The sequence below is a fragment of the Pseudomonas sp. F220 genome, from assembly GCF_057813935.1.
Genome location: NZ_JBVASJ010000021.1, coordinates 59976 through 81028 on the forward strand (window position 1 = coordinate 59976; position 21053 = coordinate 81028).

At 57.9% G+C, this 21053-nt stretch carries 13 protein-coding genes and 2 pseudogenes; 9 read left to right on the forward strand and 6 right to left on the reverse strand.

What is annotated here, in order from left to right; translation table 11 throughout:
- Positions 1-341: 341 nt before the first annotated feature.
- Positions 342-2429, forward strand: coding sequence for an LTA synthase family protein (locus tag ACZYSM_RS18400; RefSeq protein ID WP_489073241.1), 2088 nt, complete (start codon positions 342-344; stop codon positions 2427-2429).
- 260 nt (positions 2430-2689) lie between these two features.
- On the opposite strand, the gene ACZYSM_RS18405 is transcribed toward ACZYSM_RS18400, so the two are convergent.
- The gene (locus ACZYSM_RS18405) at positions 2690-2848 is read right to left on the reverse strand and encodes a DUF3309 family protein (RefSeq protein WP_489073297.1); all 159 of its coding nucleotides are present in this window, start codon (positions 2846-2848) and stop codon (positions 2690-2692) included.
- A 368-nt stretch (positions 2849-3216) separates the two neighbouring features.
- Between ACZYSM_RS18405 and ACZYSM_RS18410 the strand changes: the two genes are divergently transcribed.
- The 3 genes from ACZYSM_RS18410 (at position 3217) to csrA (ending at position 4836) form a co-directional block, all read left to right on the forward strand.
- Positions 3217-4032 carry an SDR family oxidoreductase gene (locus ACZYSM_RS18410; RefSeq protein ID WP_489073243.1) on the forward strand — a complete coding sequence of 272 codons (816 nt, stop codon included), beginning with the start codon at positions 3217-3219 and terminating at the stop codon, positions 4030-4032.
- A gap of 64 nt (positions 4033-4096) precedes the next feature.
- A complete protein-coding gene (locus ACZYSM_RS18415; RefSeq protein WP_489073245.1) occupies positions 4097-4429 on the forward strand; it encodes a YnfA family protein in 333 nt (110 codons plus the stop codon).
- A gap of 221 nt (positions 4430-4650) precedes the next feature.
- Positions 4651-4836 carry a carbon storage regulator CsrA gene (gene csrA / locus ACZYSM_RS18420; protein ID WP_489073247.1) on the forward strand — a complete coding sequence of 62 codons (186 nt, stop codon included), beginning with the start codon at positions 4651-4653 and terminating at the stop codon, positions 4834-4836.
- 5 nt (positions 4837-4841) lie between these two features.
- On the opposite strand, the gene ACZYSM_RS18425 is transcribed toward csrA, so the two are convergent.
- Both ACZYSM_RS18425 and mnmC read right to left on the reverse strand, forming a co-directional pair.
- The gene (locus tag ACZYSM_RS18425; protein WP_419114996.1) at positions 4842-5069 is read right to left on the reverse strand and encodes a YheU family protein; all 228 of its coding nucleotides are present in this window, start codon (positions 5067-5069) and stop codon (positions 4842-4844) included.
- A gap of 256 nt (positions 5070-5325) precedes the next feature.
- Positions 5326-7308, reverse strand: a complete 1983-nt coding sequence (gene mnmC / locus ACZYSM_RS18430; RefSeq protein WP_489073249.1) for a bifunctional tRNA (5-methylaminomethyl-2-thiouridine)(34)-methyltransferase MnmC2/FAD-dependent 5-carboxymethylaminomethyl-2-thiouridine(34) oxidoreductase MnmC1 — start codon at positions 7306-7308, stop codon at positions 5326-5328.
- Between the two features lie 139 nt (positions 7309-7447).
- Here mnmC and pap point away from each other — a divergent pair, with 139 nt between their 5' ends.
- From pap to ACZYSM_RS18445, 3 genes are all read left to right on the forward strand, one after another.
- A complete protein-coding gene (pap, locus tag ACZYSM_RS18435) occupies positions 7448-8962 on the forward strand; it encodes a polyphosphate:AMP phosphotransferase (RefSeq protein WP_489073251.1) in 1515 nt (504 codons plus the stop codon).
- A gap of 367 nt (positions 8963-9329) precedes the next feature.
- Positions 9330-10514 (forward strand): thiolase family protein, encoded by a 1185-nt coding sequence (locus ACZYSM_RS18440; protein WP_489073253.1) that lies wholly within the window; start codon positions 9330-9332, stop codon positions 10512-10514.
- 170 nt (positions 10515-10684) lie between these two features.
- On the forward strand, positions 10685-11644 hold the full coding sequence (locus ACZYSM_RS18445) for a DMT family transporter (protein ID WP_489073255.1): 960 nt from the start codon (positions 10685-10687) through the stop codon (positions 11642-11644).
- A gap of 59 nt (positions 11645-11703) precedes the next feature.
- On the opposite strand, the gene ACZYSM_RS18450 is transcribed toward ACZYSM_RS18445, so the two are convergent.
- The 3 genes and pseudogenes from ACZYSM_RS18450 to ACZYSM_RS18460 form a co-directional block, all read right to left on the reverse strand.
- On the reverse strand, positions 11704-12612 hold the full coding sequence (locus ACZYSM_RS18450; RefSeq protein WP_489073257.1) for a DMT family transporter: 909 nt from the start codon (positions 12610-12612) through the stop codon (positions 11704-11706).
- 554 nt (positions 12613-13166) lie between these two features.
- A pseudogene (locus ACZYSM_RS18455) lies at positions 13167-13862 on the reverse strand (polymorphic toxin type 44 domain-containing protein); the annotation flags it as partial.
- Positions 13863-13898: 36 nt separating this feature from the next.
- Positions 13899-14756, reverse strand: a pseudogene (locus ACZYSM_RS18460) (S-type pyocin domain-containing protein); the annotation flags it as partial.
- Positions 14757-14929: 173 nt separating this feature from the next.
- On the opposite strand from ACZYSM_RS18460, the gene aceK reads away from it, so the two are divergent.
- Positions 14930-16651, forward strand: coding sequence for a bifunctional isocitrate dehydrogenase kinase/phosphatase (aceK, locus tag ACZYSM_RS18465; protein WP_489073259.1), 1722 nt, complete (start codon positions 14930-14932; stop codon positions 16649-16651).
- A gap of 286 nt (positions 16652-16937) precedes the next feature.
- Positions 16938-20849, forward strand: a complete 3912-nt coding sequence (gene hrpA, locus ACZYSM_RS18470; protein WP_489073261.1) for an ATP-dependent RNA helicase HrpA — start codon at positions 16938-16940, stop codon at positions 20847-20849.
- Positions 20850-21053 lie beyond the last annotated feature (204 nt).

Below are 21053 nucleotides of genomic sequence, written 5' to 3' on the forward strand. Positions count from 1 at the left end.
GCTCCTACAAAAGCGCAGCGTTCGCTTAACTGACAGGCATTAGCCGCAAGGCCCTTTTTTGTGTATCTAAATATGCGTTGAACGAAATTTTCACAACCGCTCCAAGACAATTCGCACACTTTATTTTCCGCGCTCAACCTTCTTATACAGCCCCTTATTCCAGAGCCTTGGAAGACTGGGTTGGGGGTGCATGCCAGTAATAAATGGCAATGCCGCGAGTGATCGTGCAACATTTACGCATCGCGTAATCCCCCGCAGCCGATACAGACACGTAACGGTTATAAGAGGCGGGGCGCAGCTGCATTTATGAAACTTCAACTTTCAATGGGTCCTAAAACGACATGGCAAACCCGGACGCCCTGAGTCAGCAGCGAGCTTCAAGTCGCTTGCTGCAACCGACCGTCAAATCGCATCTGGCTTATACACTGCTCTGCGCTTTCGTCATGATGGTGATGCTCTCCCTGCTGCGCTTGGCGCTGCTGGTTTATAACCGGGAGATGATCCTCGACACCCCGGCCTCGACCTTCCTCGAATCCTTTGCCAACGGTCTGCGTTTTGACGTGCGTCTGGTGGTCTACCTCATTATCCCGCTGCTGCTGGCACTGTTCAGCGCCCGGGTTATGGCCGCCCGCGGTTTATTCCGTTTCTGGCTGACCATCGTCTCGAGCATCGCTCTGTTCCTCGGCCTGATGGAGATGGACTTCTATCGCGAATTTCACCAGCGCCTTAACGGGCTGGTCTTCCAGTATGTGAAGGAAGACCCGAAAACCGTGATGAGCATGCTCTGGTACGGCTTTCCGGTGGTTCGCTATCTGTTGGCCTGGGCCGTTGGCACCTGGTTGTTGAGCCTGGCGTTCAAGGGCGCTGACCGTGCGACCCGGCCACGTGGCCCGTTCAGTGGTGGCAGCATCGGCGCTCGTCAAGTCGCCCCGTGGTACGCCCGCATCGTTGTATTCGTGGTGTGTCTGCTGATCTGTGTCGTGGCTGCCCGTGGCACCTTGCGTCAAGGCCCGCCACTGCGTTGGGGTGACGCTTACACCACCAACTCCAACTTTGCCAACCAGTTGGGCCTTAACGGCTCGTTGTCGCTGATCAACGCGGCGCAGAGCCGTTTTTCCGATGATCGTTCCAATATCTGGAAGCCCACTCTGGCTCAGCCATTGGCTCAGCAGACCGTGCGCGACATGTTGCTGACAGTCAACGACAAGCTGGTCGAGGCTGATATTGCCGCCATGCGTCGCGATACCACGCCGCCAGAGGCAAATACCCTGCCGATCAAAAACGTCGTGGTCATTCTGATGGAAAGCTTCGCCGGTCATTCGGTGGGCGCGCTGGGTCGTCCCGGCAATATCACGCCGTACTTCGATAATCTGTCGAAAGAAGGCCTTTTGTTTGACCGTTTCTTCTCAAACGGTACCCATACCCACCAGGGTATGTTCGCAACCATGGCTTGCTTCCCTAACCTGCCGGGCTTCGAGTACCTGATGCAAACCCCGGAAGGCAGCCACAAGCTGTCTGGCCTGCCACAACTGCTCAGTGCTCGTAAATACGACGATGTGTACGTCTATAACGGTGACTTTGCCTGGGACAACCAGTCAGGCTTCTTCGGCAATCAGGGCATGACCAACTTCATTGGTCGTAACGACTTCATCGACCCGGTGTTCTCCGATCCGACGTGGGGTGTTTCCGATCAGGACATGTTCAATCGTGGCCTCGAAGAACTGAAGAAACGCGAAGGCAAAAAGCCGTTCTACGCGTTGCTGCAAACCCTGTCCAACCACACCCCGTATGCATTGCCGACTCCATTGCCAGTCGACAAGGTCACGGACAGCGGCACATTGAACGAGCACTTGACTGCCATGCGCTACGCCGACTGGGCTTTGGGCCAGTTCTTCGAAAAAGCGCGTAAAGAACCATATTTCAAAGAAACCTTGTTTGTCATTGTGGGTGACCACGGATTTGGTAACGATCAGCAGATCACCGAGATGGACTTGGGGCGTTTCAACGTACCGATGCTGATGATCGCTCCGGGCATCCAGGAAAAGTTCGGCAAGCGTAGCGATATCGTGGGTACTCAGATTGATATCGTGCCAACCATCATGGGCCGTGTCGGTGGTGAGTTCCGCCAGCAATGCTGGGGGCGTGACTTGCTCAACCTGCCGGAAGGCGACAAGGGCATTGGTGTCATCAAACCGTCGGGCGGCGAACCGACTGTCGCGATCATCAATGGCGACCATATTCTGGTACAGCCCAAAGATATGCCGGCCAAGGTCTGGCAGTACCAGTTAGGGGCCAACCCTGGAGGTCAGGTGATCCCGGACTCGCCGGATGAAGCTGACCTCCAGCAGAAATTGGGAGCGTTCATACAGACCGCTACCAAGAGCCTGATCGATAACACCGCAGGCGTTGTCGATGGCAAGCCGGACTAAGGTTTTGGTTCAATAAAAAAGAGGCCCCTAGGGGTAATGCCAGTCAGTTAAGGAAATGAGGTCTCTTGTAGGAGCGAGCTTGCTCGCGATGGACTCAAGGGCGACGCGTTTATTCAGAAAACACGCGTTATCGTTAACGTCCATCGCGAGCAATCGAGCGTCGACCGGCTGCTCCTACAAGGGCACAGCGTTCGCTTAACTGATCGGCATTAGCCCATGAGGGCCTCTTTTTTTTTGCAGCCTTGAATATGTGCAGAGCGTTAAATTTTGCCGAGCAACAGAAGGATCAACAGCACCACCAGGACTACACCGATGATACCGGACGGACCATAACCCCAACTTCTGGAGTGCGGGAATACCGGCAGGCCACCCACCAGCAGAAGGATCAGAATAACGAGAAGAATGGTGCCCATGTCGATTTCCTTTTGGGTATGTTCTGGAAAGGCCGTAGCGGTTTTAACGACAAGATCGAGTACGAAAAAACGAGCCGCTTAAAGTCTCCGACTCTGGGGGACGGCAGATAATTCCAGTTTTTTTAATGTGCTTCGGTGCTTGGCTTATTTCTTTTAGTTCACCAGGAAGTTCGTAAGTCAGACCGCGTTAGTCGAGCGCGACCCCGGCGTCTTCGCGGACAAGGACTAGGTGTCTCCCTGTTCCTACTACCCAACTGAACGTGTACTGGGCTTAAGTTTGCCTGGGGCATTCAGCATTCTGATGGTGCGTGGGTAGAGGAAAGTCCTTCGCTACACTGCGGCTTATCTTCCTCAGAACAACAAGGCAACTCCCTATGCAAAATCGCATGATGATCACCGGCGCCGGATCCGGCCTGGGTCGTGAAATCGCTCTGCGCTGGGCCCGCGAAGGTTGGCAGCTGGCCTTGTCAGATGTCAGCGAAGCGGGTTTGCAAGAGACCCTGAAACGGGTGCGTGAAGCCGGAGGCGATGGCTTTGTTCAGCGTTGTGATGTGCGCGACTACAGCCAACTGACCGCGTTTGCCCAAGCCTGCGAAGTGAAGCTGGGTGGCATCGATGTCATCGTCAATAACGCGGGTGTGGCCTCGGGCGGTTTCTTTAGTGAACTGTCCCTCGAAGACTGGGACTGGCAGATCGCGATCAACCTGATGGGTGTAGTCAAAGGCTGCAAGGCCTTCTTGCCGCTGCTGGAAAAAAGCAAAGGCAAGATCATCAACATCGCCTCGATGGCGGCCTTGATGCAAGGCCCAGCGATGAGCAACTACAACGTGGCCAAGGCCGGGGTGGTGGCGTTATCCGAGAGCCTGTTGATTGAATTGGCGCATCAGGAAATCGCTGTGCACGTGGTCTGTCCGTCGTTTTTCCAGACTAACCTTCTGGATTCCTTTCGTGGCCCGACACCCGCTATGAAAGCCCAGGTCGGCAAGCTACTGGAAAGCTCTCCGATCAGCGCCAGCGACATCGCCGACTACATCTACCAACAGGTCGCCGAAGGTGAATTCATGATTCTGCCCCACGAACAGGGCCGCATGGCTTGGGCGCTGAAGCAGAAGAACCCGCAGTTGCTCTACAACGAGATGACCTTGATGGCCGACAAGATGCGCGCCAAGGCCAAGCAAGCCACCAGCTGAACTTGCTCATGGGAAGCTGCATCGTTAGGGTTGCCAATTCTGGCAACCTTGACGAGACCGTTGCATGCTCAACTACCTGTGGTTTTTTCTCGCGGCGCTGTTTGAAATCGCCGGTTGCTACGCGTTCTGGATGTGGCTACGCCAGGGTAAAAGTGTCTGGTGGATCGCCCCGGCGTTACTGAGTCTGACCCTCTTCGCAGTGCTGTTGACCAAGGTTGAAGCAACCTACGCTGGCCGCGCCTATGCGGCTTACGGCGGCATCTACATTATTGCGTCTATCGGCTGGTTGGGCGTAGTCGAGCGGATTCGTCCCTTGAGTTCAGACTGGCTGGGCGTGGTCCTGTGCGTGATCGGTGCGAGCATCATTCTGTTTGGCCCACGCTTTTCCAGCGTCTGAAATCTTCCCGCGAGCGCCGATGAAGGGTCTGCGCGGGTGTAGGAAAAGGTTTGCTCAAGCGAAGGGCGGTTTAAACAGCGGTGAAAATTAAGGCTTGAAAGAGTCTTTTGTAGGGCATATCTGATTGTGCCGTAGGGCAAGACTGATTTGATGTTGGCGCATTGCGGGCAGTCGACACTGCGGGCATCTTCAACGTCCGGTAACCCTAAAGGACTAGAGCCATGTTCGTATTAAGCCGCGTTGTGGGCGAGTTGATTTCCATCGGTGACAATATCTCCATACGCATACTCTCCGTGAGCGGAAATAATGTCCGCTTCGGTATCGAGGCGCCCAAAGCGGTCGGGGTGCACCGGGCCGATCTCTACGAGCGCATCCTGGCGCGAACGGGGCAAACCAAACGCAGCTGATAGCATCAATCAAACAGCTCTTTGGGCACGTCGTGTTTGAGCATCAACTGGCATTGCTGGCTGTCCGGATCGAAGACAATCAGCGCCTGACCTTTGGTCAACGCCTGGCGAACCCGCAGCACGCGGGTTTCCAACGGAGTTTCGTCGCCATTGTCGGTGCCGTCACGGGTGACGAAGTCTTCGATCAGACGGGTCAGGGTGTCGACTTCAAGTTGGTCATAGGGAATCAGCATAGAGACCTCAGGTAAACAATCCCGGCGATGCTACTGGTCTTGGGCCTGCGCAGCCAGTAGAGCTGCCGCAGGCTGCGATCTTTTGATCGTTGATCGTCCCCCTGCGGGAGCGTCACTAGTGTCTGAGGAAAACTGAAGGGGGAGCTTGCTCCCCCTTGCTGTGCCTGGCTCTGCGCGATCATCGACTCTTTCAGACTCGATTTCCGGGCCGGCCGTGTTAGCAGCACTCGAAAGTCGTCGCGTTTACTCACCGGCATCAGGCCTTACCGCGAATCAATTGACGCAAGGCAAAGCGATTCGGGTGACAGGCCTCGGCCACGCTTCTGGGCAGTGGCAACGGTTCGTTGTCCAGCCAGGCGGCGAGCAGTTCGCCGGACAGCGGGGCGGTGATCAGGCCGCGAGAGCCATGGCCGCTGTTGACGTATAAACCGTCCAGCCACGGGCAACGGATGTCTGGCACTTGCCGGGCGTCCTTGCTCAGCGCGGTGTAGGTTTGGGTAAAGGCTTGGTGATCCGCCAACGGGCCGACGATGGGCAAGTAGTCGGGGCTGGTGCAACGAAACGCCGCGCGACCTTGAAGCTGCTCCGGGTCCAGCTGTTCGGCGTGCAAGCGGCTAACCAAATCAGTCGAGATTTCTTTCAGTAGCTCCAGATTGCCTGCGTGCTCGGCCGTGGTCGGGGTCAGGTCATCGCTCTTGAAATCAAAGCTGGCGCCTAAGGTGTGTTCGCCCAGCCGGGCGGGGGCCACATACCCTTCGGCGCAGACCACGGTGGTCAGGCTCGCGCTTTCAGGTGTTTGTGTAAGGCGTGTGATTTGCCCGCGAATGCGTTTGAGTGGCAGCTCGGCGCTTGCCGCAAAGCGCTTGATCTCTGCCGCACCGGCCAGAATGACCACGGGTGCTGAAGCCAGCAACGTTGAGCCGCCCCAGACTTGCCATTGGTCATCGACCTTGCGCAGTTCCAGCGCATCGTGATGGGGCAGCACTTCAATCGTCGGATGCGCCGCTTGCCACTGACACACAGCGGGCGGATGCACCCAGCCACCGTCGGGAAAGAACAGGCCGCCATGGGCAAGGGCGATACCCGCCTGAGCCTGCGCTTGCGGCTGATCCAGCAGGTGCAACAGGTCGGGCGGAAAAGCTGCCGCAAGCTGAGCCTGGCGCTCGGCTTCCTTGGCGTTGAAGGCCAGTTGCAGCACACCGCAGGCGTCCCAATCGATACCGCGCTGCAGGTGTTCGAGCATGCGTCGGGTGTACCCGAAACCACTGACGATCAACTGCGATAACGCGGTGCCATGGGCCGACAGTTTGAGATAGAGCACCCCTTGCGGATTGCCCGAAGCCTCTTGGGCCAGGTCGCCATGGCGTTCCAGAAGACTGACCTGCCAACCGCGCGCAGCAAGGCTTGCGGCGCTGGCACAACCGGCCAGCCCGCCGCCGATCACCAAGGCTCGACGCTCGGCAATGTGCTGGTCAGGACGGGCGAACCACGGCTTGGTCGCAACCGGCGTCGGCACGTCTTCAGGCCAGCCGAGGAATTCGCCACGCAGGATTTCCCATTTATGGCCGATCCCCGGCGTACGGCGCATCTTGAAACCGGCCGCATTGAGCAGGCGCCGCATCCAGCCGGTGCTGGTAAAGGTGCTGATGGTCGAACCGGGGGCTGCCAGGCGGGCGAGCTCGGCAAACAGTTCGGGCGTCCACATGTCCGGGTTTTTCGCCGGGGCGAAGCCGTCGAGAAACCAGGCATCGATCTGCGCGTCCAGTTGCGGCAGTTGCTCCAGCGCGTCGCCGATCAGCAAGGTCAACGTCACCCGCCCGCCGTCGAGCATCAAGCGCTGGAAGCCTTGATGGATGGCGACGTATTGCGCCAGAAGCTGGTCGGCAAAAGGCTTGAGCTCAGGCCAGAGGGCGAGGGCGCGTTGCAGGTCGGAGTGGCTCAGCGGGTATTTTTCCACGCTGACAAAATGCAACCGCGCACCGGCCACGGCTTCTTGTTCGAACAACTGCCAGGCACAGAGAAAATTCAATCCGGTGCCGAAACCGGTTTCCCCGATGACCAGTCGCCCACCCGCCGGTAACGCGGCAAAGCGCTCGCTCAAACGGTTCTGTTCTATGAACACGTAGCGGGTCTCTTCAAGGCCGGACCGGTCGGAGAAATACACATCGTCAAACACTCGCGAGCGCGGACGGCCTTGGTCATCCCAGTCAATCTGGGCGTGGGGCAATTCAGTGATCATGTTCGGCTCGGCAACGGCAAGGCGGCCATTCTAGCTGATCGCTGCAACAGGCATTGATCCATGGCAACGCCTGCTGCATCGCTCAGACAAACCTTTGCCCAATCCGCTAGTCTTGCTCAATCTTGGAAGGGAGCCGCCCATGTTCGAATCCGCTGAAATCGGTCACGCCATCGACAAAGAAACCTTTGATGCCGAAGTGCCGGCCCTGCGTGAAGCCTTGCTCGAAGCCCAGTTCGATCTAAAGCAGCAAGGGCGCTTTCCGGTCATCGTATTGATCAACGGCATCGAGGGGGCTGGCAAGGGCGAGACCGTCAAGTTGCTCAACGAATGGATGGACCCGCGATTGATCGAGGTCCGCACGTTCGATCAGCAGACCGATGAAGAACTGGCCCGCCCGCCTGCCTGGCGTTATTGGCGAATGCTGCCGGCCAAGGGGCGGATGGGGATTTTTTTCGGCAATTGGTACAGCCAGATGTTGCAGGGCCGGGTTCATGGGCTGTTCAAGGACGCGGTGCTGGACCAGGCGATCAACCAGGCAGAGCGTTTTGAAAAAATGCTCTGCGACGAAGGCGCGCTGATCTTCAAGTTCTGGTTTCACCTATCTAAGAAACAGATGAAAACCCGTCTCAAAGTTTTGCAAGATGATCCGCTGCACAGCTGGCGTATTAGCCCGCTGGACTGGCAGCAATCGCAAACCTACGACAAGTTTGTACGCTTCGGCGAGAGGGTGATGCGTCGCACCAGTCGTGACTACGCGCCCTGGCATGTGATCGAAGGTGTCGATGCGCATTATCGTAGCCTGACGGTTGGGAAGATTTTGCTCGAAGGTCTGCAAAATGCCTTGAGTCGACCCAAGATCAAACCCGACGTGGTCAACGCCGCGCCCTTGTCGGCAAGCGTCGATCAGCTCAGCCTGATCGGCAGCCTGGACATGACCCAGTGTCTGGATAAAGAAGACTACGAAGAGCAACTGATTACCGAGCAGGCGCGGTTCTCTGGCTTGATGCGCGACAAACGCATGCGCAGGCACGCGCTGGTGGCGGTGTTCGAAGGTAATGATGCGGCGGGCAAGGGCGGGGCGATCCGGCGAGTGGCAGCGGCACTCGATCCACGTCAATACAGCATCGTGCCGATCGCCGCGCCGACTGAAGAAGAACGCGCTCAGCCTTACCTTTGGCGGTTTTGGCGACACCTTCCGGCGCGAGGCAAATTCACTGTGTTTGACCGCTCCTGGTACGGTCGGGTGCTGGTGGAACGGATCGAAGGCTTTTGCAGTACGGCGGACTGGATGCGCGCTTACGCCGAGATTAATGACTTTGAAGAGCAGATCAGCGATTCCCGTGTGATCGTGGTGAAGTTCTGGCTGGCCATCGACAAGCAAACCCAGCTGGAGCGCTTCCAGGCCCGCGAAGAAATCCCCTTCAAACGTTTCAAGATCACCGAAGACGACTGGCGCAACCGCGACAAATGGGATGACTACCGCGCCGCCGTCTGCGACATGGTCGACCGCACCAGCACCGAGGTTTCGCCCTGGACGCTGGTGGAGGCCAACGACAAACGCTGGGCCCGGGTCAAAGTATTGCGCACCATCAATCGGGCATTGGAGGAGGCCTTCGAGAAGTCCGATAAGAAGGCCAAAAAGAACAAGCAGTAAGCCGATGGTTACGCATACGCGGGGTGAATGATTGTCGCGGTCGGTAATAGGGTGGATTTATGCTGGGGTGTGTCATCACTTATTTCCCACGCCGCGTTGTCGTCTGAAAGCGGGCCAGGCAAGGCGCAGTCCGCAGGTAAGGGTCGTTTCCTTGCCAAGGACTGCAACACAGCATGGCCCGCTTTCAGACACAACCCGAAGGGCCGGGTCTGCTGTTGTGCAGGGCTGCGTTACTCGGAGCTTATTTGAAACGACCAAACCGCGTTCCTCGCGCCTTGCCCTGCGCAACAGCAGACTCCGGCGCGGCGCGGGAAATAAGTGATGACACACCCCCTACTTTCAGCCGACAACAACAATGAGGTATGCCATGCGTGAAGTGGTGATCGTCGATAGCGTGCGGACTGGCCTGGCCAAATCCTTTCGTGGCAAGTTCAACCAGACCCGTCCGGATGACATGGCTGCCCATTGCGTCAATGCGCTGCTGACCCGCAACGGCATCGACCCGGCCAGTGTTGAGGATTGCATCGTTGGTGCAGGTTCCAACGAAGGGGCCCAGGGTTACAACATCGGCCGCAATGTCGCGGTGTTATCGAAACTGGGTACCGGTACCGCCGGCATGACCCTCAACCGCTTTTGCTCTTCGGGTTTGCAGGCGATTGCCATTGCCGCCAACCAGATCGCTTCCGGTTGCAGCGACATCATCATTGCTGGTGGCGTCGAGTCCATCAGCCTGACCATGAAAAGCGTCAACACTGACAACCTGATCAACCCGCTGCTCAAGGAGCAGGTGCCGGGCATTTATTTCCCCATGGGCCAGACTGCCGAAATCGTTGCCCGGCGCTATGGCGTCAGCCGCGAAGAACAGGACCTGTACGCCTTGCAAAGCCAGCAGCGTACCGCTCAGGCCCAGGCCGCGGGGTTGTTCGACGATGAAATCGTGCCAATGGCGGTTAAATACAACGTCGAAGACAAAACCACCGGGCAGGTACAGATCCTGGAAGGTATCGTCGACCGTGATGAGTGCAACCGTCCGGACACCACCCTGCAAAGCCTGGCCGGGTTGAAGCCGGTGTTCGCTGAAGACGGTTCGGTGACCGCGGGCAACTCCTCGCAGCTGTCCGATGGCGCGTCGATGACCTTGGTGATGAGCCTGGAAAAAGCTCTGGAGCTAGGCCTCAAACCCCGAGCGTTTTTCCGTGGTTTCGTAGTCGCCGGCTGCGAGCCGGACGAGATGGGCATCGGTCCGGTGTTCTCGGTGCCCAAGCTGCTGAAGGCCAAGGGTTTGCAGGTGGCCGATATTGACCTCTGGGAACTTAACGAAGCCTTCGCCTCGCAGTGTCTGTACAGCCGTAATCGGCTGGAAATCGATAACGAAAAATACAACGTCAACGGCGGCTCGATCTCTATCGGTCACCCATTCGGCATGACCGGCTCACGTCAGGTCGGGCACCTGGTGCGCGAACTGCAACGGCGCAATCTGCGCTACGGCGTTGTGACCATGTGCGTAGGTGGCGGGATGGGGGCGACGGGGTTGTTTGAAGCGGTGCGTTAACTCAGAAGGGAGGATGTCGCTCTTCCAATAGCCATCGCGAGCAATCGCATATCGCCAATTTAACGTTGCGACCAGCACAGTCTCATTAGCGGCCGGTTCCAAACTGTAACTGTGTAGCGGGACGATCCAGGCCTAGAATGGTTTTCTCGCCGTCTGGTTTTGGGGTTTTCATGCACATTTCGTCCGGTCGCTGGGTTTATGGATTATTACTGGCCTTGCTGACCGCACTGCTGTGGGGGATCTTGCCGATCAAACTCAAGCAAGTGCTGTTGGTTATGGACCCGGTCACAGTGACCTGGTTTCGACTAATAGTGTCCGGTGGGTTGCTGTTCATTTATCTGGCTGCGGTAAGGCGTTTGCCGAGCTGGCGAGCGCTTGGCCCACGGGGTGGCTGGCTGGTGTTGATGGCGGTCCTCGGGCTGGTCGGCAACTACGTGCTGTACCTGATGGGCCTGAACCTGCTCAGCCCGGGCACGGCGCAGTTGGTGGTGCAGATGGGACCGATCCTGCTGCTGATCGCCAGTTTGTTTGTTTTCAAGGAACGTTTCAGCCTGGGGCAAGGGGTTGGGTTGCTGGTGCTTTTGATCGGCTTCGGGCTGTTTTTCAATCAGCGGTTGAGTGAGCTGCTGACGTCGTTGAGTGATTACACCGCTGGCGTCTTGCTGGTTCTGGCGGCGTCGACGGTCTGGACCTTTTATGCCCTGGGTCAGAAGCAACTGCTCACGGTGTGGAATTCATTCCAGATAATGATGGTGATCTACCTGTTTTGCGCGTTATTGCTGACGCCTTGGGTGCATCCGCTGGAGGCACTGGAATTGAGTCCGCTGCAAGGCTGGCTGCTGCTCGGTTGCTGTTTGAATACTCTGATCGCCTACGGTGCTTTTGCCGAAGCGCTGGCACATTGGGAGGCCTCGCGGGTCAGTGCGACGCTGGCCATCACGCCGCTGGTGACCTTCGCTTCGGTGGCGCTGGCGGCCAGACTGTGGCCTGAGTACGTGCACGCCGAGCAAATCAATGGCCTGGGTTACGGCGGCGCGGTGCTGGTGGTGCTCGGCTCGGCACTGGTGGCCCTCGGGCCATCGTTGATGGCCGGGTTAAAGGCTCGGCGGATGCGGATGGCGGCGGGGTGAGATTACCAACAGGTTTGCTGTGCAGATGAGATTGTCGCGTTCGTACGATTTTTTGGGCCCTACCGGGCAGCCAAACTCGATACCTTCACCACCGTCGGCTTAAGCACCAACCACAACGCCCCTGCAATCAAAACCCCGCCATACACATGCGCCATGGACAACGGTTCATCGAGGAACAGCGCGCCCCACAACACGCCAAACGGCGGGATCATAAAGGTCACGGTCATTGATTTGACCGGACCAATCGAGCTGAGCAATCGGAAATACAGGATGTACGCAAAGGCTGTGCAAACCAGGCCCAACCCCAGCAGTGACAACCAGACGCTCCAGCCACCCCAGCTTGCAGGCGGCTGGTTGATGGCGCTGTAACTGAACAGCGGCAACAGAAACAGCGTCGCGCCAAGCATGCTGCCCAACGCCGAGAGGCGACTGTCCAGCCCGCCTTGCTGATCGAGCCAGCGGCGGGCAAGGAAACCGGCGAAGCCGTAGCAGGTGGTCGCGAGGAGGCAGGCGAGGGCGCCCATCAGCAGTTCCATGTCGAAGGCCACGGGACCTGCGCGGGTTAGAATGCCGACCCCGAACAACCCAAGGCAAACGCCGGCAATCTTCGACGGGCTGAGTTTTTCACTGAAGAACACACCACCAATCAACACACCCATCAACGGCGTAGTTGCGTTGAAAATCGCCGAGTAACCGGCCGGCAGCACTTGGGCTGCCACCGAATACATGGTGGCTGGAATCCCCGAGTTGATTACCCCGAGCAGCAGCACCGTCTTGAACTTTCCGCGAAAATCCCAGCTGATACGCATCAGCGCCAGGATCACCAGCAACCCGGTGGCGGCAATCGATACACGGAAGAAAGCGGTGGGGATAGTGCCAATTACCGGGGCGATGATGCGCATGAACAGGAAGCTAGCGCCCCAGATGGCCGCCAGCGACAGTAAACGAAAAATATCGACGGGGCTCACGGGACACTCCTTCCTTTATGGGGGCGAGAGTGTTGCTGAGCGCCTTGTGTCTGGCAACCGAAAATTCAACGCCATAGGGATAGTCTGATTTTCGACCAGGCCAGCGTTTTTTGAACCTCAAACAAAGAGGATATCAAAAATCGCTGGCTAGTTCAGACCTTCCCTAATGACTGAAAAGTTTGGAGCTGTCCCATGGACATTGCTTCAAACGGGCAGCGTCGGTAGGCGCTGTTTTGCTGGTGTCAATATCACCGTTCGCATCCAAATAGATTTCTGTTCTCGACCATTTTGGCGTGACATATACGCAATGCCTAAGGTCACCTTCAGTCCACCAGTCAAACATCATAAAGAACTCTTCATTGGGGAATATGTGCCCGAGGTCAAACGTTGTTTGTCCCGGGAGCATTCTTTCTCTATAAATACTGTGTTGTGTATTCCAAATGTATCGGAGTTCTTCTTTCCCCTCTTTGGAGTAATGGACAGTTACGACGGGGGTCGCTATATACCAGAACAGCAGAGGGAAAAAAAAGAGAGCCCCGAGTATGTGTCTGGCTTTAATTCCTTTTGCATTTATGGGCACGGGCGCCTTCTCCCCATTTTTCAGGTGTGACTGCAAGCACTTCGGCCATGATCATTTTTGCTGTAATGCCCCCATTGGGATGTTGGCCATAGAGTTTCGTGCCAATACTAATTGAAATGCGATCCGGGGCGTCGTCCCACGCCCGCAGCCCGTCAATGTCTGTTGAACGATGAGGTCCAAGGAGCTTTCTATTCTCTTCGGGTACGAATATTAACTCTTCAACCTTTCGTACTAAATCCGAGACAATCTGCTCGCCCCCAGCTCCATCCAGAAGGACGCTTTCAGAAAGCCCGCTTGCCATACCGACATAGCCGTAGTGGATGTTGGACCAAATGTCGTAGAAGTAGTCATACGCGCCCTGTTTGTGCCGTACATCTCCACCAAACAGGGCGCGTATCTTCGGCTTGTGATCCCATGGGCGATTTTGACCGACACGCTCCGTCCACAATGCGAGTGCTGCCGTTGCGTTCGCATTAGCAATGGTTTGAGGGATGGTCGCCCCAGCCATCGCGTACCAAGGCAAATCCATGTACTTCTTTGTTTCTATCGCAGTGTCATAGCTGTTGAGTTTCCTCATCTTCAGCACTGACGGATGATTGATATTGTGATTCATCTCCCCGGCAATGTAGCTGGCCAATTCTTCCATCATGTCAGGATGAGAGCAGCTCTTCTGAGCTTTGCGGACACTGAAGGCTATATAGAACGGCGGGATATCGGTTTGGGGAAACCAGACAATCGCGTCCTGGTACTCCGGTGGATGCACCGGGTTAACCAGAATCTTATTGGCGGTGTCCGTTGGGGGATACACCCAAACGGGAGGAAGCGGTGACGCGTCGTTAAGGACAGGTATTTTTGCCGTGGCGCTGGGGTCGCAGGCGGGTGTCCAGATCAGCTTGATGCCCTGGCCCAGCTCGGCGACAAATCTTTCGCCGTCTGCTGTAGCAGCGACGACCGGCACGTTTTCCCAGTCTTTGTTCTTGCCGGTGTAAAACCCGTAAGCGCGAACTGAATCGTCCGGGAGGCGTTCAAGGTTCACCCGAACTCGTGTTTTGGCGGTGGTCAGAGTGGCGTATTGATGGAGGGTGTAAAGCGCGCTATCAGGCAAGTTCGTGTTCGGCATGAGCACGGCGGCGAGAATATTTAGTTCAGGCGGTGCCATCGCCAAGGTGCCCCCCAATCGGCTGGTCAGCGCCGTAGCGCTGTTGGAACCCCCAATCCACGCTAACGGCGTGCCTGCGGCGGTCGTCGCTGAACCGCTGCCCAACACTGCAAAGGCTACGTACTGCGTCAGCGACTCTACGGGGATGAACCCACCGGGGTTGCTGTGATTGATTAAACCGTCTGGCAACGAGCAGCTTTTGGCGAACACACAGCCCAGGGTGTCGGGCTTCGCTTCTGGCTGTGGGGGGCGTTCGTTGCGTCGGGCTTCATCGCGAGCCAGTCCTTTTTTATACCGGAGAATGTCTGCCTCTTGGCGACGTAGGTCGTCTGGGGTCAGTTTGCGGGGGCTACAGCGGGGACAGCCACACATGATCAAAGCTTCCATACTTTCGATGAAAGACATTCAACCTAACGGGACGCTCAAGCGCTGGCTGTAGGGCTGTTCCTAAATGCCACACTCCGTTTTCCCAGTGTTCCACCTCACTGCTGATACCTCATCGCCGGAAAATTACGCTTCTCCTGTACCCGGTTCACTGGCTAAGCTCAGGGTCTTCGAATTCCCGCAGAGGTCTCACCATGCCGCAGCAATGGCCAGCCGCCGATATCGCTCGAATGATCCTCGATGGCTTCGACGATTACCGCGAGCATTTCCGTCAGATCACCGACGGCGCCCGCGCGCGTTTCGAGCAGGCGCAATGGCAGGAGGCGCAAGTTGCCTCCGCGGCGCGGATCAACCTCTATGAAGATAAAGTCAGTGAAGTAGTCGCTCGGCTGCACGAGGCCTTCGATGCCGAGGCAATGATGGACGTTACATTCTGGCCATTGGTGAAAAGCGCCTACATCAGCCTGATCGACCTGCGCTTTGACGATGAGCTGTCCGAGACCTGGTACAACTCGACCTTCTGCGGGCTGTTCAGTCATGACCTGATCAGCGACGGCTGCATGTTCATCCACACCACCCGGCCGAGCCTGCGCCGGGCCCGTGCTGCACAAACCCGCATCTATAAGCCTGAGGGCGAACTGTCGAGCATGCTCGAGCAGATATTCGTCGACTACAGCTTCAGCGAGGCCTATGCCGATTTATCGGGCGACCTGCGGCGGCTCGAAGCCCAGTTGCGCGAAAACCTGCCGGACTGGGTCTGTAAGGACCCGCAGCTGAGCGTCGAGTTGTTTTCCTCGGTGCTGTACCGCAACAAGGGCGCGTATCTGGTGGGGCGCATCTACACCCAGGATGACCAATGGCCGTTGGTGATCCCCTTTCTGCACCGCGAAGGCCGCGGGATTCAGATCGATGCGCTGATCACCGATGAAGCCGATGTGTCGATCATTTTCTCCTTCACCCGTTCGTATTTCATGGTCGACGTGCCGGTGCCGGCCGAGTTCATCGGCTTTCTCAAGCGCATTCTGCCGGGCAAGCACATCGCCGAGCTGTACACCTCGATCGGTTTCTACAAGCACGGCAAGTCCGAGTTCTATCGCTCATTGATTAATCACCTGGCCAACACCGACGATCAGTTCATCATGGCCCCGGGCGTGCGCGGTATGGTCATGAGCGTGTTTACCCTGCCGGGATTCAACACCGTATTTAAAATCATCAAGGACCGGTTCTCGCCATCGAAGAACGTCGACCGCGCGACGGTGATCGAGAAGTATCGCTTGGTGAAAAGTGTCGACCGGGTAGGGCGCATGGCCGATACCCAAGAGTTTGCCGACTTCCGTTTCCCGCTGAGCAAGTTCGACCCGGCGTGCCTGGCCGAATTGCTGGAAGTGGCGGCCAAAACGGTGGAGGTCAATGGTGACACGGTGCTCATCCGCCACTGCTGGACCGAGCGGCGCATGACTCCACTGAACCTCTACCTGGAAAATGCCAACGACGCGCAGGTTCGCGAGGCGCTGGAGGATTACGGTCTGGCGATCAAACAACTGGCGGCGGCGAACATCTTCCCCGGCGACATGCTGCTGAAGAACTTCGGCGTTACCCGTCACGGCCGGGTGGTGTTCTATGACTACGACGAAATCTGCTACCTGACCGAAGCCAACTTCCGCCACATCCCGGCCCCGCGCACCCCGGAAGATGAGATGTCTTCGGAGCCGTGGTACTCGATTGGGCCGTGGGATGTGTTCCCGGAAGAGTTCCCGCCATTCCTGTTCGCCGACGCCGGGCAGCGGCGGTTGTTCGATCAACTGCACGGTGAGCTGTACAACGCCGACTACTGGAAAGGTCTGCAAGCGGCCATTCGCGCCGGCAAGGTGATCGATGTGTTCCCGTATCGGCGCAAGGGTCGGGATAACGAGTAGGGAAGTTCGGTGGGGTTGAGATAGAGATTCTGTTTGCAGAGTGCACCCCTCACCTCAGCCCTCTCCCCAGAGGGGAGAGGGGGAAAGGGAGCCGATCCGGGGCTTTTCAAAACCTGAGTTCGGCTCGATATTTCAGGTCGCAGTAGTTCGATTCAACGACTCGGTCAGTCCCCTCGCCCCTCTGGGGAGAGGGTGAGGGTGAGGGGTGGCCCTCCCTGACACGCCAAATACCCCCAAATCTGCGACAATCCGCCCTCTGCACCACTAGACGACTTTTGCGTACCTGATGACTGACGAATCGCCTGCTATCGACCAACTGCTGAAAAACCTCGATCACGCCATGCTTGCCGACCGCCACCGGCTGCGGCGGCAGTTGCTTGAGCTGCGTAAAAAGCCTGACGAGGACAAACTGGCGCAGTGGGTTTCGCGCATGCAAGCGTCCTGTGATCGGGTCGTGGCGCGGCGTGCCAGCCTGCCGCTGATTCGTTATGACGACAGCCTGCCGATTGCTGCCAAGCGTGACGAAATCAAAGAGGCGCTGCTCAAGCATCAAGTATTGATCATCGCTGGCGAAACCGGTTCGGGTAAAACCACCCAGCTACCGAAAATCTGCCTGGAAATCGGTCGCGGCCAATATGGCCTGATCGGCCATACCCAGCCGCGCCGTATCGCTGCCCGTAGCGTAGCGAGCCGGGTTGCCGAAGAACTGGCGACACCGCTGGGTGCGCTGGTCGGTTATCAGGTGCGTTTCGAGGATCAGAGCGATTCCAACACCCTGATCAAACTGATGACCGACGGCATTCTGCTGGCGGAAACCCAGAACGACCGTTATCTCGAGCGCTACGACACGATTATCGTCGACGAAGCCCACGAACGCAGCCTGAACATCGACTTCCTGCTCGGTTACCTGAAAACCCTGCTGCCGCGTCGCCCAGACCTGAAAGTCATCATCACCTCGGCGACCATCGATCTGGAGCGTTTCTCCAAACACTTCAACGATGCACCGATTGTCGAAGTCTCCGGCCGGACCTTTCCGGTGGACACCTGGTATCGCCCGCTGACCCTTGAGCAGGACGAAGAGGGCAACCGCGTCGAAGAAGACTTGACGGTGGATCAGGCGATCCTCGCGACCCTCGACGAAATCGCCGCGTATGAGCGCAGTGAGCGCCGAAGCCCTGGCGATGTGCTGGTGTTTCTGCCCGGTGAGCGGGAAATTCGCGACGCCGCAGACATGCTGCGCAAGGCCCAACTCAAACACACCGAAATTCTGCCGTTGTACGCACGGCTGTCGCCGGCCGAGCAGCAGCGGATTTTCCAGTCTCACCCGGGGCGTCGTGTAGTGCTGGCGACCAACGTTGCGGAAACTTCGTTGACGGTGCCGGGCATTCGCTACGTGATCGACAGCGGTACCGCGCGGATCAGCCGCTACAGTTACCGCGCCAAGGTCCAGCGCCTGCCGATCGAAGCCATCTCCCAGGCCAGTGCCAACCAGCGTAAAGGCCGTTGCGGACGGGTCGAGCCGGGTATCTGCATTCGCTTGTACGCAGAAGAGGACTTTATCGGGCGGCCGGAATTTACCGATCCGGAAATTCTGCGCACCAACCTTGCTGCAGTGATTTTGCAGATGCTGCATCTGCGCCTGGGCGAGATCACTGATTTCCCGTTTATCGAACCGCCGGATGGCAAGGCCATCAGCGACGGTTTCAACCTGCTGCAAGAGCTGTCGGCGGTCGATCGCGAGAGCCAGCTGACACCGCTCGGTCGGCAACTGGCACGCCTGCCGGTGGACCCGCGCATGGGCCGCATGCTCCTGGAAGCCGCCACATTGGGCAGCTTGCAGGAAGTCTTGATCGTCGCCAGCGCCATGTCGATCCAGGACCCGCGCGAGCGCCCGCCGGAGCGTCAACAAGCCGCCGATCAGGCTCACGCGCAATGGAAAGACGTGGACTCGGACTTCGCCGGGTTGGTCAATCTGTGGCGTGGTTTTGAAGAGCAACGCCAAGCCCTGACGGCCAGTCCGCTGCGCAATTGGTGCCGCAAAAATTTCCTGAATTACCTGCGTCTGCGCGAATGGCGCGATTCTCATCGGCAATTGAGTTTGATCTGCCGCGACATGCAACTGAGCCTTAATAAAGAACCGGCGGATTACCCGAAACTGCACAAAGCCGTGCTGTCCGGTTTACTTAGTCAGATCGGGCAGAAAACCGAAGACGGCGATTACCTCGGTGCCCGTCAACGTCGCTTCTGGATTCACCCATCATCGGGGCTTGGTAAAAAACGCCCGCAATGGCTGATGGCCGCCGAACTGGTCGAAACCACCAAGCTCTATGCACGGATGGTGGCCAAGATCGAGCCGGACTGGATCGAGCCGCTGGCAGGGCATTTGATCAAGAAGAACCACTTCGAACCCCATTGGGAGAAGAAGCGCGGGCAGGTTGTGGCCTTCGAGCAGATCACCTTGTTCGGGCTGATTGTGGTCGGTCGGCGGCCAGTGCATTACGGGCCGATCGAACCGGTGTTGTCCCGTGAACTGTTTATCCGCGAAGGGCTGGTGCGCGGGGAAATCCAGTCCCGAGCCAAGTGCCTGACTGCCAATACGCAACTGCTCGAACAACTCGACGAGCTGGAAGCCAAGGCGCGCCGTCGCGATATCCTCGCTGACGAAGAAACCCTGTTCGCTTTCTACGATGCGCGGCTGCCGGCCGATATTCACCAGACCGCGACCTTCGACAGCTGGTATCGCATCCACAGCCAGAAAGACCCGCAATTGCTGGTTATGCGCGAAGAAGACGTGTTGGCCCGTGAGGCCAGTGAAGTCACCGCCGCACATTACCCAGACACCCTGCACCTAGGGGATCTGGCGCTCGCCTTGAGTTACCACTTTGAACCCAATCACCCCCGTGACGGCGTGACCTTGCGGGTGCCGGCGCCGTTGTTGCCGGCGCTGCCGTCCGAACGTCTGGAATGGCTAGTGCCAGGAGTGATCGAGGCCAAGTGCATCGCGCTGGTGCGCAATCTGCCCAAGGCCCTGCGCAAGAACTTCGTGCCAGTGCCGGACTTTGTCAAAGCCGCATTGCAGCGCATCACTTTTGCCGAGGGCTCGCTGCCTCAGGCACTGGGGCGCGAATTGCTGCGCATGACCGGTGCGCGGGTCAGCGATGAGGCCTGGGCCGAATCGGCTCAGCAGGTCGATGGCCATTTGCGGATGAACCTGGAAATCGTCGACGGCCAAGGCAAATTCCTTGGCGAAGGCCGCGATCTGGCCGAGTTGACTGCGCGTTTCGTCGAGGCCAGCCAGGCCGCGTTGGCCGTGCCGCAAACCGCGAAAAGCCAACAGCCAGTGGAGGCCAAAGTCTTCGCCGCAGTGGCCGAAAAAACCCAACAGAAGATCGCCGGGCTGTCGATGACGGTCTATCCGGCGCTGGTGGAGGAGGGTGGAACGGTCAAGGAAGGGCGTTTCTCCACCGCCGCCGAGGCCGAATTTCAGCATCGCCGGGCCTTGCAGCGCTTGTTGATGCAGCAACTGGCCGAGCCGGCGAAGTTCCTGCGTGGCAAGTTACCGGGGTTGACCGAGCTGGGTCTGATGTACCGCGAGCTGGGGCGTATTGATAGCCTGGTGGAAGACATTCTGCTGGCCAGCCTCGACAACTGCATTCTCGACGGCGAACCGAGTTTGCCTCGCGATGGCGCCGGGCTGGCCTCGTTGGCTGAGCGCAAGCGTGGTGGCTGGACTGAACATGCCGAGCGGCTGGCGAAATTGACGCTGGAGACGCTCAAACTCTGGCACGGTCTGCAAAAACGCTTCAAGGGCAAGATCGACCTGGCGCAGGCGGTGGCCCTCAATGACATCAAGCAACAGCTGAGTCAGTTGGTGTATCCGGGCTTTGTCCGCGAAACACCAGCCGCTTGGTTCAAGGAATTGCCGCGTTTCCTCAAGGCCATCGAGTTGCGTCTTGAGAAGCTGCCGAGCCAGGTACAAAAGGACCGGGTCTGGAGCACCGAACTGGCTGGGTTATGGGCGCAATACCAGGCGCGGGCCAGTAAGCACGCCCAGGAAGGCAAGCGCGATCCGCAGCTGGAGCTGTATCGCTGGTGGCTGGAGGAATACCGGGTTTCGTTGTTTGCCCAACAATTGGGGACCAAGGTACCGATCTCCGACAAACGCCTGAGCAAACAATGGAGCCAGGTCGAGCCCTAACCCTATCTGTAGGAGCCGAGCTTGGTCCGGGCGGCGTTCCGACGATGGCGGTCTCAAGGGCGCCATCGCCGGCAAGCCGTGCTCCTACAGGTATGCCGTTGCAGGCGCTGCATCCTGCAAATAGGGCCAAATGCCAGCGTTTATGGCAAACTTCGCTGTTATAAACGCCGGCCCCGCAGATTTGAGCCTTAGCCGCCTGGGTGG